This is a genomic window from Streptococcus suis S735 (assembly GCF_000294495.1).
Taxonomy (GTDB): Bacteria; Bacillota; Bacilli; order Lactobacillales; family Streptococcaceae; genus Streptococcus; species Streptococcus suis.
In genome coordinates, this window is sequence record NC_018526.1 from 453,703 (window position 1) to 470,345 (window position 16,643).

A 16,643-nucleotide genomic window follows, 5' to 3' on the forward strand; every position below is an offset into this window, starting at 1 on the left:
TGCTAACAGTTTTCCCTTAGACAAACTCATATTACTAGACAATAAATGGAAACTATAGTAAAATACCAAGTATTGTTATTAAGTTGTACTTTAACTTAGTTGTATAATATTTTGGTAAAAGAGAGGAAACGCAGATGGATGTAAAAAATCTTCGGAAATTAAAGCGAATTGAGTTATATGAGATTATGTTGGCTCAAAGTGAAGAGATTGATTGCTTGAGAAATCAACTTGAGAAGATTAAAACAGAGTTGGCTGATAGAAGAATTATGATTAGTCAATCTGGCTCCATAGCGGAAGCTTCAATGAAACTGACTAATATTTTTGAAGAAGCGCAAAAAGCTGCGGATCTATATCTCTATAATGTGAAAAACAAAATTGGTGATGTTCATGAATAGTTCAAATCTCAAGGGAAAGGAACTTCCAAAAACTTCAGAATTAAAAGAGCTATATCAGCATGAAAGATATAGACATACATTTTGGAGGACAGTGAAAAGTACAGTGTTTATGTTGGTAGTAGTTGCAGCATTTGCAATACTAATCGCTGTATTATTTTTGCCTATTTTGAGAATATACGGAGATTCAATGAAAGGAACCCTGAATAGTGGGGACATCGTTGTATCAGTAAAGAGCAATGATTTTGAAAGCAGTGATGTTGTTGCTTTTTATTACAATAACAATATTCTGGTCAAGCGCGTCATCGCTGAAGCTGGGGATTGGGTGGATATGGATAAACAAGGAAATGTTTATGTCAATAATCAAAGATTGGACGAGCCATATTTGGCAAATAGGGATTATGGTCATACAGATATTGAGTTTCCCTATCAGGTACCGGAAAATCGAATCTTTGTCATGGGAGATAACCGGAAAGAGTCCATTGATTCGCGAAACAACGCTATTGGTACAGTCTCTAATGAACAGATTGTTGGAAAGTTGGTATTTAAGATTTGGCCACTGTCTGAATTGGGATGGATTGAATAAATGAAAGTGAAAAAATAGAAAGGAGGATCTTGTGAGAGACTGGTTAAATTTAGAAAAAATCCAAGGTTGGCGACGAAAGTACAAGAAGCTCGTGAATATCATTGCTTTCCTCGTAGTATTTGCAACGACCTATGCTTTGATTCTACCCGCTATCACATTAGACCAAGAAAAGGCTGAATAAACTGCTGGGATTGAAGTGCAAGAAACACCAGTAACAACGGAAATTAGTAAATTAACAGAACCGATGGTGACAACTCAGCAAACTCCGATAGTGGGTAGCTCTGCTGATGAAGTTCAATCTCCTGCGACAGAAACGGTTCCTGACCCTGCTGAGCAAGTGTCAACAGAGTCTGCTAGCAAACCCCAGACCGACCAAGAACGGATTACTGAGCCAACTACCATAGTTCACAAAACGAATGATTATGAGGTGACTGCAACATTTGATGCGAGTGCTCAATTTCCCAAAGATGTTGAGTTTAATGTTAGAGAACTAGATAGCCAATCAGAAGAATATCGGACACATTATGAAAAAACCAAGGAGAAGCTTGGAGTAAAAAAACTTGTATATGCCCGATTCTTTGATATTCATTTTTCATCACAGGGCCAAGAGGTCGAGCCTGCCTCCCCTGTGAAGATTACGATTAGAAACAAGGAATTAGTTCAACGGCCAGATGATAGTAAACTGAAAATTGTCCACTTTGAAGAGAATAGCCAGATAGAAGTTTTAGAGGCCGAAACGAAGGAAAATGAACAACAAATCTCCGAGATCAGTTTTGACGCTAGCCATTTTTCTGTTTATGGAGATGTTTTAGCAAACTATTATACTGTCAAATTTACCTACACTGACACAGCAGGTCAAGAACAAGTCATTACGAGTTTGATTGATAAGACTGTGGGGACTTCACTTGGTAGTTTGCCTGAAGCTCCTTTTAAAAACGGTTATGTATTTTCTCATTGGATTAATAAAGATACTGGTGATCGGATTGATGAAAATACGGTGATAACTGGCGACCTGACTGCTGTAGCAGTATTTAATAATATCAATATCTACACCATTGATGTCACGTATTTCTACCACAATGTTTCTAAAAACCAAGATATTACGATTGATAAGGAAACGGTGCAACTGGAAGCAAGTGATGCTCCATATCAACTGACACCACCTGCTTCTACTGAGGTGAGCAACAAAGAGGATACAACTTTACCAGCAGATGCTATTTACTACCCTGAAAAACCACTTCTTGAGTTTACAGCAGATCAACTAGAGCGACTGGACGTAGCAGATGGAGTGGATGATAATTATATTAGCGAAAGAGTACAATATGTTCCTTACAATGCAGAGTATGATGTCATTTATAGGCTAAAGAATTTGACGGGGTCAGGTTATTCTGATATCCAGACTGTTCATGTCCGTGGGGTACTGGGTTCAACTGTTACACCGCAAATTCTAACCTACAACTATGCTGACTTTGAACGTGCTGATACAGCAAAGATTGAGAATACTAGCGGCCAAAAATTGTATGTTTATTATACACGGAAAACCTTTACTCTTTCTTATAATTCCAATGGCGGTAGTAATATTCCCCAACAACAGGGTCTATACGATAGCCAGATTAAGATTTCTACAACTACTCCAACAAAAGAGGGGTATACATTTGAAGGTTGGTATGATAATCCTGGACTGACTGGAAACAAGATTACAGGCTCTCTCACCTTAAAGAAAGATACAACTTTGTATGCGAAATGGACACCGAACAGGGTTCGCTACATCATTGGGTATTACAAGGAAGTCTATGACAACAACACTGGAACAACCTCCTATGTATATGATAGTTCGGCAGCTGGTTGGGGTCTGGTTGGGACTACTGTAAAAGGAACAGATTCAAATATTGGACCTCCTCCGCCAACCCAAACAACCATTGGCAGCATTGGCTACGAGAAGGATGTTACTAAAAGTGCTGCTTCAAGTATTGAAATTGCAGCTGATGGAACATCTGTTTTGAAAGTTTACTATAAACTGAAGCGCTACACTTTTGAATTTTTCTTAAATGATAACAATGCCAATATCACCATAAATGGTAAGACCTACTCTGATAGGAATAGGTACATGATACGTGATGTTGTGCTTGGTCAAGATGTCTCAAAGTTATGGCCAGCTTCTATAACAAATCCTAAAGAAGTATACGATGATAAAGTCTACTATGATAGCTATGGTAGGCCGATAAGATACTTTTTTGACTACTGGATTTTTGGGAATCTACTCTTCAAAACAGATCGGTTCGAAGTTGTTGAGTCTATGTTGCCAACGAGTGGAACAACCAGTAAGTTCACAGCATATTGGAATACCCAAGGTACACAGGCTAACGTTGAATATTGGTTACAACAACCGGATGGTTCTTATAAGAAGTCTGATATATATAGTCAATCTTTCCTAAAGACTGCAGGACTGCTACCGAAAGAAATTTTTGGATATTCTTATTATACAGATGCTAGTTTTACTGAAGCAGGCATTAGGTATTACGGAACTCAAGGAAATACATATCGTTTCTACTATAAACGCCAAGCCTTCAAAATTGACTATTATTACAATAGTACTGGGTTAGATTCAAAGAGTAACATTCTCTTTGAGAGTAACATCAATACAGCAACTTATAATTACCAACCACCACGTTCTACTGGAGTTGATGCTGATTATACATGGGGTGGATGGTATACAGATTCGTTATTGACAGAGAAGTATAACTTTAATAAGATGCCTGCCAATAACTTGGTTCTCTATGCTAAGTGGATTGCTCCAAAATTTAAGGTTACTTTTGATATCAACGGTGGTAATGGAACTGCCCCTGTCGATCAAAGTGTTGAAAAATACAAATACGCTAAGGCCCCTGCTGATCCAACGAGGGAACATTACAATTTCCTTGGTTGGTCTACAGAAGATGGGAAACTCTATAGTTGGAGCGACCAAGTAACCAAGGATGTCAAATTGACTGCGAAGTGGGAATTGAAACCATTAACTTATACTGTTCGCTATCTTGAAGCAGGTACAAATACGCAATTGGCTGCTGATAAAGTGATTACGAGTCCAGCGCTTGTATTGAATCAAGCTATCACAGAAAAGGCATTGGGAATTACAGGTTATCGACCAGATAAGAGTAGTCAAACAATTAACCTGAATTTTAGAGGGAACGAAATAACTTTCTACTATACACCGAAGGTAAAAGATGTTGTTTACACCATCAAGTATGTCTTGAAGGATAACCCAGCTATTGAGGTAGCACCTACAGTTACTCGTAAGGTTGATGGAAGTATCATCCGTGCGAAAGAAGCTGCTGCAGATGTGAATAAACAGCATTTGCAGAGTCAGTCTGGTGTTACTGCTGAAATGCTGGAAATGGATTACTATCCAACTGTAAATACTCAAAGTTTGATTCTAACTTCTAGTGATGCAAATAATGTGATTGTTTTTGAATATGTCGGATTCGATACTCAAACCTTTACGGTAAATTATTTGGATATGGATGGTAAGAAAATCGATGGTCAAGAACCATTGGTAGTTTACCGAAAGAAACCAGGTAGTTTCGTGGTAGATCATAAGACTATAAATGGTTATACCTATGATCATTCGTTAGACAGTGAGAATGCAGCTGATAAGACAGTATACCGTGTAAGTAAGGGTGGTCACATAACCATTGATCTCTATTATAAGAAAAACCTAACACTGACCGCATTAGATAAGTCCAAAGTTTATGATGGCACTGCCCTATCAAGTTCGGGTCTGTCTGATTTAAATCCTTCGTACAGTTCAGAACTGAAAACAGGTGACAAATTGGTTGCCATCAGCTATGATGGAAGTCAAACAAATGCTGGTAGTAGCGCAACGACACCTAAACTTGCTAACATCAGCAATGCATCTGGTGCTGACCGGACGAATTTCTATCACATAACCTATCAACCGGGTAACTTAAGAGTTGACCAACAGCCAGTTGTGGTTGTCATCGACGGTGAAAAGAAATCGAAAATCTATGATGGCAAAGCAGAAGCAGTTGGTTATAAGGTGACGGAAATAAGAGATTCAAGCGGTCTCTATAAAAAAACAGATATCAAATTTAATGGTTCAAGTTCAGAGCAGTCGGTTAAGAAAAAAGATGCAGGAATTTATCCACTCCTTTTAAGTAATAGATTCTCAAATACCAATCAGAATTTCCAAGTAGATTTCTTGATTTCTGATGGGGAATTAAGAATAGATAGACGGCAACTGACCATAACATCTGACTCCGCTAGCAAGGCTTATGACGGTAGCGAGCTTCGTGCTGACAATATCACAGTCTCTGTACCTGCTGGTGTTGACTACACAGGTTTTGTCGATGGCGAAGGGATTATACCAACCTTCTTAGGCGGTCCAATCGATTCTGGAATGATGCCAAACTTCTTTGAATATGCTCTAAAATCTGGCACGAATTTAGCTAATTATGAGTTAGATATCCAGTTTGGCCAGCTCAAGGTCAAAGAAGTCATCAAGATTCAGAAAACAGACCTGGCCTGGCAGGCCCTTTCAGGTGGTAAGTTTGAATTGACCAAGTGGGATGGTTTGAACTGGGCTCAGGTAGATGGGGTGCAGGAATTTGCCATTACCAGCAAAGATGGTATTCGGATACCGGTAGGCTTAGAAGCAGGTCGCTACCGTCTGCAAGAATTGGCAGCACCTGATGGTTTTATCGTCTTGGATAGCTATATCTACTTCAGCATCAAGGAAATCTTTAACGAAGATAAGACATCTTCCTTCTACACAGTTTCCTTGTCTGATGAAGCAGGCAAGGATGCTAGTCCGGAACGAGCAACGCTTACCAAGGTTAGTGGTGATGCCAGTCATCGCATCCAAGTGGCCAATGAGCAGGGCAGAGCCTTGCCAAGCACAGGCGGAGATGGACAGAAGTGGTTTATTCTTTCTGGCCTTGTCCTCATAGCCATCTCCTATCTGATGCATCTGTTTGTTCAACGTCGAAGGTAAAGGAGACAGTAACAATCTCCAAATCCCTTAGTAGTAAATCGTCTCAGCTTTCTAAGTAACGTCCAGTTTCTTAGACCTAATCCAAATAAATAAAAGAAGGAATATTATGAAAAAATTACAACAATTCTTTACATCCCTTGTGGCAGTACTGACAGTCTTCGCTTTTGGTTCCACGGCCTTGGCGCAAACTGTTGATAGCGGAAAAAGTGGAGCAGGCACTATTACTGTCTCTAACGCTTCACAAGGTCAAACTTACACTGCCTATAAACTCTTTGATGCAACTGTAACCACAGATGGTTCTGGTATCTCATACAAACTTCCTGCTGGTAAAACTGCAACGAACTTTGGTGGTGATACTTGGTTCGAAGTGGACAGCAAAGGTAATATTACTGCAAAGGAAGGTGCTACTGTCTCTTCAGAAGCATTTGCGGCTTGGGCAAAGAATTTCGGTACAGAAGTTACAAGTGCTACAGCGAATGATAACTCTCTTGTGTTTACACATTTGACATTTGGTTACTATTTTGTAACATCATCACTTGGTGCAGTGCTTACAGTAGATAGTACAACACCAAATGCAACTGTTATCGATAAAAACACTACTAATCCAACCATTCCAGATTCAAATAATGGTGGCGGTAAGAAAATTCTTAGCAATGGTGCTACAACTAGTGAAACAACTGCAAAAATTGGCGATACCATCAACTTCCAAATCAAGTTTAATGCTACCAACTACGTTACTAAAGATAGACAAACCAAGCAGATTGTTTCTTACACTATCGAAGATAGCCCAACAGCCCTCGCAATTGATCAAAATTCTGTCAACGTTAAAGTGGATGGTGTGGATATCACAGCAAAAATTTCGAAGACTTTTGATGCAACAGGCAAAATGAATCTTGTCATTACATGGGCGGATGCGGCAGCTAGTAATAAAACCATCTATAACTCTCCAGCTGAAGTTATTATCACCTACTCAGCAGTGGTGACTAAAGATGCCAAGGAGGGAGAAGCAACCAACTCAGCGACTATTGGTTACAACACAATTGATAATCCAACAACTCCTCCAACACCAGTTGATCCAGACAAGCCAACTGAAACAACAAAAGTGACTACTCACCGTTTCACTTTGAAAAAAACAAACAATGTAGGTGAAACTTTGACAGGTGCAGAGTTCAAACTCTATGATGCAGCCAACAATGGAACTGAAATCAAGGTTGTCAAGGAATCTGACGGAGTGTATCGTGTTGCGCAGGCTGATGAGCAAGGTGTTGTCATCGAAGCTGGCGAAGTTGTGATTAAAGGTCTGAAACATAGCACGACCTATTATCTTGAAGAAATGAAAGCACCGAATGGTTACAATATCTTGACAGAACGTCAATCCATTGAAGTGAAAGAGAATAACACAGCACAAGCAAATATCGTCAATAAAAAGGGTGGTGTCTTGCCAAGCACTGGTGCGATTGGAACAACTTTATTCTATCTAGTTGGTTCAATCCTACTTTTGGTAGCATTGGTTTATACTATTTCAAAACGTCGTATGAACAATATCTAATTGTCCATACAATACCTAATATTTAGAATCTATCTTCGGAAGTGCAAAAGCAAGAGTGGAAGTATTTCCGAAGATATTTCTTTGGTCTTAACACAAGGAAAGGAGGGGATTTCATGATCAAATGGCTCAAAAAGAAAGGTCCGTCTTTTATCATGCCATTAATTTTTATATTGGGGATTGGACTATTGGCTTATCCATCGGTCAGTGATTACTGGAATTCCTTCCACCAATCAGAGGCCATCATGTCCTATTCTGACACAGTATCAGATATGACAGCTGACCAATACAAAGAAATCATTGATAGTGCGCGCCAGTATAATCAAGAAAAACCCTTAAACTGGAATGTGACTGCATCCGACATTGAAGCCTACAATCAGGAATTGAATTTCAATAAAGATGGCATCATGGGCTATATTGAGATTCCTAAAATTGATGTCAAGTTATCTATATTTCATGGGACAGACGAAACGGTTTTAGAGACTTCTATTGGACATCTAGAAGGAACATCGTTGCCTGTAGGAGGTTTGGGAACTCATAGTGTACTTTCAGGGCATCGTGGGCTCCCATCTGCCCGTCTGTTTTCTGATTTAGATAAGTTGAGAGAAGGCGATATATTTACCATTCACGTTCTCAATGAAACACTAACTTACAAAGTGGACCAGATTCGAGTGGTTGAGCCATCAGATTTATCGGCTCTTACCATGGAACCTCAGAAAGACTTATTGACTTTGGTAACCTGTACACCCTACGGTATTAATACACATAGGCTATTAGTTCGTGGCTATCGTATTGAAAATGTTAATGGTAGTGCTTTGGTTACCTCTGATGCTATCCAAATTAAAGCAATTTTTATTGCTCCATTTATCGCAACTCCAATTCTATTTGTAATCTTAATTTATATTTTTATAACAACTAGTAAAACATTTCGTTCTCGGAATAGGAATCAAGTGTTGGATGATTTTTTAGTTCCCAAGAAATTTTGAACTATTGAAAATGTTTCAAAGTCGATTTGACTCTGGAACATTTTTCTATTATAGACATTAGACAATATGGCTGAATGAGGTAATTGTTCAACTTCTAACCTCCTGTCAACTCAAATCAATTGCCTAGACCGACGATTGAAACGACTTCTTTCTAGTAACTGACCGCAAGGGAAGAGGTGGCAGATGGTGTAGAAATGGCGCTGTGATGTCATACCTAGTTCAGCTTGTAACAAAAGTAAGACAAGGATTGATTCATCTGAAACTTTAACTAAGCCAACATTTCGCCGATATTTGAAGGAATCCGGGCAATAGTTGTTGTAGAAGTGATGACAAATTTGTGATAATTGGCGTACATTCCATTGCAAATGATGAGATTTAGCAGTATACTGTAAGTAGCTCATTTGGACTACCCCTCTGTATGTTTCGTCGCTTACAGTATAGTCCATTTGGGCTTTTTATTGTATTTTGAAATGAACTAGCGCTACGGGCAGAGTTTACTTTTCTGTCCTCTGGCTTGAAAAAGGTCTTCGTAAAGGGTAAAATAAGGTGTTAGAAAGTAAAGGTATTTGAGATGAAGATGATTGATATTGTAAAAAATAAGAAAGTGTTAGTGCTAGGTTTAGCTAAATCAGGGGAATCTGCAGCCCGTCTACTAGATAAATTGGGTGCTATCGTCACTGTTAACGATGGAAAGCCTTTTGAAGAAAATCCGACTGCTCAATCTTTGTTGGAAGATGGTATCCGTGTTATTTGCGGGAGCCATCCCTTGGAATTATTGGATGAAGATTTCGCTTTGATGGTAAAAAATCCAGGAATTCGCTATGATAATCCTATGGTTGAAAAAGCAATTGGCAAAGGAATTCCAGTATGGACAGAGGTTGAATTGGCCTACTTGGTATCAGATGTTCCAATCGTGGGGATAACAGGTTCGAATGGCAAGACAACGACAACGACCATGATTGCAGAAGTCTTGAATGCAGGAAAAAAACCTGCAAAATTATGTGGAAATATTGGCTATCCAGCATCTTCGGTCGCTCAAACTGCGACTGCAGAGGATACCTTGGTGATGGAATTATCGTCTTTCCAGTTAATGGGGACAGAATCTTTCCATCCGCATATCGCCGTTGTGACCAACCTCATTGCCAGTCATATTGATTATCACGGGACTTTTGAAGACTACGTAGCAGCTAAATGGATGATTCAGCGTCAGATGACGGCTGAGGATTTTGTGGTGATCAACTTCAACCAGAAAGAGGCTAAGGAATTGGCTGGACAGACCAAGGCAACGGTTGTTCCATTTTCAACACAGGAAGTAGTTGATGGAGCTTATTTGGCAGATGGAAAACTCTATTTCAAGGGTGAATACATCATGGATGCTGACCAAATTGGTGTTCCAGGTTCACACAATGTTGAAAATGCCTTGGCAACAATTGTGGTTGCAAAATTGTTGGGAGTAGATCAGCAAGCGATTCAGGAAAGTTTGTCTGCCTTTGGAGGTGTCAAACACCGCTTGCAATTTGTAGGTGAAATCAACGGGGTTTCCTTCTACAATGATAGTAAGTCTACCAATATCTTGGCGACTCAAAAAGCTCTTTCAGGGTTTGACAATAGCAAGGTCATTTTGATTGCAGGGGGCTTGGACCGTGGCAATGAATTTGATGAATTAGTACCTGATTTGGTCGGACTAAAGAAAATGGTGATCCTTGGTCAATCAGCTCCCCGTGTTCAACGTGCTGCAGATAAGGCAGAAGTGGAAACGATAGAAGCTCTCGATATTGCGGATGCGACTAGAAAAGCCTTTGCCATTGCGGAAAAAGGAGATATTGTCCTTTTAAGTCCAGCCAATGCAAGCTGGGATATGTATGCCAATTTTGAAGTGCGTGGCGACGTCTTCTTACAGACCTTTGAGGAGTTGAAATAATCATGAAAAAAATTGTTTTTACAGGCGGAGGGACTGTTGGGCACGTGACGCTCAATCTCCTTTTGATTCCGCGATTTTTGGAAGAAGGCTGGGAAGTCCACTATATTGGTGATGGGAACGGTATTGAGCATGAGCAGGTTGTGAAATCAGGTTTAGATGTTCATTTCCATTCGATTGCGACCGGGAAATTGCGCCGTTATTTCTCTTTTCAAAATATGTTGGACGTGTTTAAAGTTGGTTTTGGTGTTCTTCAATCCTTGACCATTATTGCTAAAATTCGTCCGCAAGCTCTTTTTTCAAAAGGTGGGTTTGTATCGGTTCCGCCAGTTATTGCTGCTAATTTGCTGCGGGTTCCGGTCTTTATCCATGAATCAGACTTAACAATGGGACTGGCCAATAAAATAGCCTATAAATTTGCGACTACCATGTATAGTACTTTTGAGCAACCTGCCAGCTTGACTAAAGTAAAACATGTTGGTGCGGTTACAAAAGTGGGGCAAACGAATGACAAAGTTACACCAATTCAGTTGCCAGAAATTCTCAGTCACTTCGATAAAAGTCTGCCGACCCTACTGTTTGTAGGTGGTTCGGGCGGTGCTAAGGTCTTTAATGATTTAATCAGTCAGAATAGTGCTGCCCTGACCGAACGATTCAATATTATCAACTTGACGGGGGACAGTAGTCTCAACAAATTAGATAAAAACCTATATAGAGTTGACTATGTAACAGAACTTTATCAACCGTTGATGGATTTAGCGGATGTCGTTATTACCCGTGGTGGTTCCAATACTCTGTTTGAGTTGATTGCCATGCAACAACTCCATTTGATTGTGCCTCTAGGACGACAGGCCAGTCGAGGAGATCAGATTGAAAATGCTCTCTATGCAGAGAAAAAGGGATATTCTAAGCAGATTGATGAAAGTCAATTGACATTTGCCAGCCTGTTAGTAGAAGTCGATGAGCTATTGAAACATAAGGAATTTTATGTCCAAAACATGGCAAATTCTAATGAAATTCAGTCAGTAGATAGTTTTTACAATTTGCTTAGAGAAGATATGGGAAGGTAGGTTCTATGACGGAAAAAGATTCAAATGTAGAAGAATCAGTGCTAGAAGTGGAACAGGCATCCCAAGTAGAATTGGATTCCGAACAAATTTCACCAGCAGAGAAAGAATCTGTATTAGCCGAAGAGAAAGAATTTTCTACGGATGTAGACATACCTGAGATGACTGCTCCGGATGATGAAAAAAGTGCCTTTTTCGAACAATGGAAAGCACGCCACCAAGCCTACCTTGCTCATAAAGATGAGGCAGATATTCAGGCAGTTGACGAGGGACAGACAGAACAGGAGATCCCAGAAGCTAAAAAGAGTAAAAGGGTCCTTTTTCAGGGAATAGAAAGAAAAACAGAGAGTCTGAAATCTAAAAAGGAAACAGGGGAAAAGGTTCAAACTTTAAAAGTTGATATTCCTTCCAAAGTAGTCTGGAAAGCTATTCCGGTTCTTGTGACGAGTTTGTTACTGGCAGCTCTAGCCTTGTATTTTATTTCTCCAACCAGCAAGAAAAAACAAATAGAGGTTGTCGGAAATGAGCGACTAACTGCTGAGCAAGTAGAAAATTATAGCCTTATCTCTCCGGATGATTACAATGTGACTATAGCTTTGCATGCAGATGCTTACGCAAAGAATATTAAGAAGAATAGTTCGTCCGTTGAGACAGCGACAATCAAGTTCCAGTTTCCAGCTACCTTTACCATTCACATCAAAGAATACGCAATAATAGGCTACATTCAGCAACAAAGTCAGTGGTATCCAGTATTGTCTAGTGGAGAGATTGGCGGTGAACCGATTTCACAGGATTCCTTGCCAGAAGACTATACAACAATCAATTTATCCGACAAGGAATTAATCAAGGAACTGGCCATTGAATTGGGTAAAATAGATGCAGGAATTCGTTCTGCTATTCAGACAATAAATTTAACGCCAAGTAAAGTGACCGCGGATTTGCTGACATTCAATATGAGAGATGGAAATACTGTATTAGTCCCGTTGAGTGAGATTAGCCAGAAGGTGTCCTACTATACAAAAATAGCAGCAGAAGTGACTGTTCCAACAACAATTGATATGGAAGTTGGTATTTATAGATATGCAAGCTGAAATAGATAATTTTGTAAAGAAAAAGTAATAAAAAAATCCTTTAAAAACACCATAATTCGATATAATATGGTATAATGAATGATGACTAATTATACTATTTTTCAAAATGGAAGATGATTTGTTAAAGTTGGAAGTAAGAGAGGACTGATAGAATGGCTAGAAACGGCTTTTTTACGGGATTAGATATTGGTACAAGCTCCGTTAAAGTCTTGGTTGCAGAATATATTGATAACGAAATGAATGTGATTGGGGTCAGCAATGTAAAAAGTGCTGGCGTCAAAGATGGAATTATTGTAAATATTGAGGTGGCTGCTGGAGCGATTAAAAAAGCGATCGAGCAGGCAGAAGAAAAGTCAGGTATCCGCATTGAAAAGGTAAATGTTGGATTACCTGCCAACCTTCTTCAGATTGAACCGACTCAAGGGATGATTCCTGTTACAACAGATTCACAAGAAATTACAGACTTGGATGTTGAGAATGTTGTAAAATCAGCATTGACAAAGAGTATGACTCCGGAACGCGAAGTGATTTCATTTATTCCAGAAGAGTTCACTGTCGATGGATTCCAAGGCATTAAGGACCCTCGTGGAATGATGGGAATTCGCTTGGAAATGCGTGGTATGCTGTATACAGGCCCACGTACCATTCTTCACAATCTTCGTAAAACGGTGGAGCGTGCAGGTGTCCAAGTTGAAAATATTGTAATTTCTCCGTTGGCACTAACTCGCTCTGTATTGAATGAAGGTGAACGTGAGTTTGGTGCGACTGTCATTGATCTTGGTGGCGGTCAAACGACTGTGGCTGTTATGCGTGGCCAAGAGTTGCAATATACAAACATCTACCAAGAAGGTGGAGATTATATCACAAACGATATTTCAAAAGTATTGACAACTTCAAAGAGTATTGCTGAAAACTTGAAATACAACTACGGCATTGCCTATCCGCAAGATGCAAGTGATAAGGAAAAATTTACTGTCGAAGTGATTGGAGAAAACGCTCCAGTTGAAGTGACCGAGCGCTACCTTTCAGAAGTGATTGCGGCACGTCTGCGTCAGATTTTTGACCGTGTGAAACAAGATTTGGAGCGTACACGTGCTCTAGATTTACCAGGAGGCATTGTTCTTGTAGGTGGTGGTGCTATCTTACCAGGAATTATAGAATTGGCCCAAGAAGTGTTTGGTGTTAACACTAAGCTTTTTGTTCCAAATCAAATTGGTATCCGCAATCCAGCATTTGCAAGTGTGATTAGCTTTGTTGAGTATGTTGGTGAGTTAGAAGATGTAGAAAATATTGCCCAACATGCAGTAAATGGTGAAACTACCTTGAGACATAAGCCAGTTGAAATTCCTGTTGCTCGTCCTCGGATTAGTCAGCCAATTCAAAGAGAAATCGTGAACGAATTGAACACAGTTGATCAGGTAGAGGAACAAGTTGCTCCTACTTACCATGATGAGGAAGAAGAAGTTCGTCCAGCTGCTAAGGGAAACATCACAGATCGCATTCGTGGTTTATTTGGCAGCATGTTTGAATAAGAGAAAAGAAAAGGTGATTTAAACTATGGCATTTTCATTTGAAGCAGCAGCTAGTCATGGTGCTGTCATTAAAGTAATCGGTGTCGGCGGTGGTGGCGGGAACGCAATCAACCGTATGATTGAAGAAGGTGTTGCTGGGGTTGAGTTTATTGCAGCAAACACAGATGTACAAGCGCTAAGTAGCTCTAAAGCTGAAACAGTTATCCAACTAGGTCCTAAATTGACTCGTGGTTTGGGTGCTGGAGGTCAACCTGAGGTTGGTCGTAAAGCTGCTGAGGAAAGCGAAGAAGCATTGACTAATGTATTAACTGGTGCAGATATGGTCTTCATCACTGCTGGTATGGGCGGTGGCTCAGGGACTGGTGCGGCTCCTGTTATTGCACGTATTGCTAAAAACTTGGGTGCGTTGACTGTCGCAGTTGTGACTCGTCCGTTTGGTTTTGAAGGAAATAAACGTGGAAACTTTGCGATTGAGGGAATTGAAGGTCTTCGCGAACAAGTAGATACACTTTTAATTATTTCAAACAACAACCTTCTTGAAATTGTTGATAAGAAAACACCGCTTTTAGAAGCACTAAGCGAAGCTGATAATGTTCTTCGTCAAGGTGTTCAAGGAATTACAGACTTGATTACAAATCCTGGTTTGATTAACTTGGACTTTGCAGATGTGAAGACAGTTATGGAAAACAAAGGAAACGCCTTGATGGGTATCGGTATCGGTACTGGTGAGGACCGAGTGATTGAGGCGGCTCGTAAAGCGATTTATTCTCCTCTTCTTGAAACAACAATTGATGGTGCAGAGGATGTCATTGTCAATGTTACAGGTGGCTATGACATGACTCTGACAGAAGCAGAAGATGCTTCAGAAATCGTTAATCAGGCTGCGGGTCAAGGTGTTAACATTTGGTTGGGTACATCTATTGATGAAACAATGAAAGATGAGATTCGTGTGACCGTTGTGGCTACGGGCGTTCGTCAAGATACTGCTGATAAACCAGCCCGCCATCGTACGGAAGCTGTTTCACCACGCCCTTCTCACCGCTTTGATCATTCAGTAGCATCAGCACCAACTCGTGGAGCTGCACAACAAACTGAAGCGCCGAAAGCTTCTGCCTTCGGAGAGTGGGATTTGCGTCGTGAAAACTTGATTCGTCCAACTGACACAGAACCAACATCCACTGTTTCAGTCGAAAAATTTACAATGGATCAAGATGAGGATGAATTGGATACACCACCATTCTTCCGTAATCGCTAAACTAAAATGAATTTTCAAAAGAATAAGGATGCTATCTTTTCAGCAGTTGCAAAAGCTGCTGAGAAGGCAGGTCGTCCAAGTGAATCAGTAAAGGTAATAGCTGTCACCAAATATGTTGACAGCTCTATTGCTAATCAGCTAGTGAATACTGGAATTACTCATATTGGAGAAAATCGAGTCGATCAGTTCTTAGAAAAGTATAATGCCCTAGCAGACAAACAATTGACATGGCATTTGATAGGGACTTTACAGAGAAGAAAGGTCAAGGACATTATTCCATTTGTTGATTATTTCCACGCCCTAGACTCTGTCAAACTAGCTCAGGAAATAGATAAACGTGCGACTAAAATAGTCAAGTGTTTCCTCCAAGTCAACGTTTCCGGTGAGGAGAGTAAGCATGGCTTTGCAGTATCTGAGATTGATGCGGCACTTGCTGAAATTAGTTTATTGGAGAACATTGAACTTGTTGGATTGATGACGATGGCACCGATTGATGCTACAGATGATGAATTAGACGAGATCTTTTCTAAAATGCAGGAAATCCAAGAAGAACTAGCTACAAGGAACTTACCACGTATGCCCTTTACAGAGTTAAGTATGGGAATGAGTGGGGACTTTGAACGCGCCATTGCTCACGGAGCTACATATGTGAGAATTGGCTCAGCATTCTTTGAATAATGGAGAGGAGGAAAATATGGCATTAAAAGATACATTTAAGAACTTATTTAATTACTTTGAAGTTGACGAAGTCAATGAAGTTGAAGAACAGGCAGATGCCTATTCAATGCCTAATGATCGTCCTAAAATGCGTGTTGCCAATACTACAGTTGCACCTGTGCGCGAACAGCAGCCAAAAGTAGAGACGCGTCGGGAAGCACGTTCAGAAAGTCAACTTCAACGCCTACATGAAAGGCAGCAAGAATTGATGACTAATAATAACGAAAAAGAGATTGTCAAAACTACAATTGATATTAAGTTTCCAAAACGTTATGAAGATGCACCAGAGATGGTAAATCTTTTATTAGACAATGCGAGTATTCTCATTGATTTTCAATATATGTCGGAGCAACAAGCAAGACGTTGCCTAGACTACTTGGATGGTGCTCGTTCAGTATTATCTGGAAATTTGAAAAAGGTCTCAAATACCATGTGGCTGTTAACTCCAGTAAATGTCACAGTCAATATTGAAGAATTGCGCAATGCTGGTACAACTACTGGTGTGGCTGATTCAAATTTTGAATTTGATATAAAACGGTAACGCT

At 40.0% G+C, this 16,643-nt stretch carries 13 protein-coding genes and 1 pseudogene; 13 read left to right on the forward strand and 1 reads right to left on the reverse strand.

Annotated features, from left to right (window positions below):
• The first annotated feature begins 134 nt into the window (after positions 1-134).
• The 6 genes from YYK_RS02300 to YYK_RS02325 all read left to right on the forward strand — a co-directional run bounded on the left by YYK_RS02300 (position 135) and on the right by YYK_RS02325 (position 8,518).
• Positions 135-395, forward strand: coding sequence for a hypothetical protein (locus YYK_RS02300; protein WP_004194478.1), 261 nt, complete (start codon positions 135-137; stop codon positions 393-395).
• The gene (gene lepB, locus YYK_RS02305; RefSeq protein ID WP_012774995.1) at positions 388-978 is read left to right on the forward strand and encodes a signal peptidase I; all 591 of its coding nucleotides are present in this window, start codon (positions 388-390) and stop codon (positions 976-978) included. The genes YYK_RS02300 and lepB overlap by 8 nt, the downstream gene beginning before the upstream one ends.
• A 31-nt stretch (positions 979-1,009) precedes the next feature.
• On the forward strand, positions 1,010-1,159 hold the full coding sequence (locus YYK_RS02310; RefSeq protein ID WP_011922028.1) for a ribonuclease G: 150 nt from the start codon (positions 1,010-1,012) through the stop codon (positions 1,157-1,159).
• 15 nt (positions 1,160-1,174) lie between these two features.
• Positions 1,175-5,986, forward strand: a complete 4,812-nt coding sequence (locus YYK_RS02315; protein WP_011922029.1) for an InlB B-repeat-containing protein — start codon at positions 1,175-1,177, stop codon at positions 5,984-5,986.
• A gap of 106 nt (positions 5,987-6,092) precedes the next feature.
• Positions 6,093-7,535, forward strand: a complete 1,443-nt coding sequence (locus YYK_RS02320; protein WP_012775505.1) for a SpaH/EbpB family LPXTG-anchored major pilin — start codon at positions 6,093-6,095, stop codon at positions 7,533-7,535.
• 113 nt (positions 7,536-7,648) lie between these two features.
• Positions 7,649-8,518, forward strand: coding sequence for a class C sortase (locus YYK_RS02325; RefSeq protein WP_012774996.1), 870 nt, complete (start codon positions 7,649-7,651; stop codon positions 8,516-8,518).
• A 113-nt stretch (positions 8,519-8,631) separates the two neighbouring features.
• Here the strand turns inward: YYK_RS02325 and YYK_RS09835 are convergent.
• Positions 8,632-8,919, reverse strand: a pseudogene (locus YYK_RS09835) (IS982 family transposase); the annotation flags it as partial.
• Positions 8,920-9,089: 170 nt separating this feature from the next.
• Between YYK_RS09835 and murD the strand changes: the two are divergent.
• From murD to YYK_RS02360, 7 genes are all read left to right on the forward strand, one after another.
• Entirely contained in the window at positions 9,090-10,439 is a 1,350-nt protein-coding gene (gene murD / locus YYK_RS02330) for a UDP-N-acetylmuramoyl-L-alanine--D-glutamate ligase (RefSeq protein WP_011922693.1), read from the forward strand.
• A gap of 2 nt (positions 10,440-10,441) precedes the next feature.
• Positions 10,442-11,506 carry a UDP-N-acetylglucosamine--N-acetylmuramyl-(pentapeptide) pyrophosphoryl-undecaprenol N-acetylglucosamine transferase gene (locus YYK_RS02335; RefSeq protein WP_011922033.1) on the forward strand — a complete coding sequence of 355 codons (1,065 nt, stop codon included), beginning with the start codon at positions 10,442-10,444 and terminating at the stop codon, positions 11,504-11,506.
• A gap of 5 nt (positions 11,507-11,511) precedes the next feature.
• Entirely contained in the window at positions 11,512-12,594 is a 1,083-nt protein-coding gene (locus YYK_RS02340) for a cell division protein FtsQ/DivIB (protein ID WP_011922034.1), read from the forward strand.
• Between the two features lie 152 nt (positions 12,595-12,746).
• Positions 12,747-14,126, forward strand: coding sequence for a cell division protein FtsA (ftsA, locus tag YYK_RS02345; protein ID WP_012774997.1), 1,380 nt, complete (start codon positions 12,747-12,749; stop codon positions 14,124-14,126).
• A 25-nt stretch (positions 14,127-14,151) separates the two neighbouring features.
• Positions 14,152-15,381 carry a cell division protein FtsZ gene (gene ftsZ, locus YYK_RS02350; RefSeq protein WP_011922037.1) on the forward strand — a complete coding sequence of 410 codons (1,230 nt, stop codon included), beginning with the start codon at positions 14,152-14,154 and terminating at the stop codon, positions 15,379-15,381.
• Positions 15,382-15,387: 6 nt separating this feature from the next.
• Entirely contained in the window at positions 15,388-16,059 is a 672-nt protein-coding gene (locus YYK_RS02355) for a YggS family pyridoxal phosphate-dependent enzyme (protein ID WP_011922038.1), read from the forward strand.
• A 16-nt stretch (positions 16,060-16,075) separates the two neighbouring features.
• Positions 16,076-16,639, forward strand: a complete 564-nt coding sequence (locus YYK_RS02360; protein ID WP_012774998.1) for a cell division protein SepF — start codon at positions 16,076-16,078, stop codon at positions 16,637-16,639.
• The last annotated feature ends 4 nt before the right edge of the window (positions 16,640-16,643 follow it).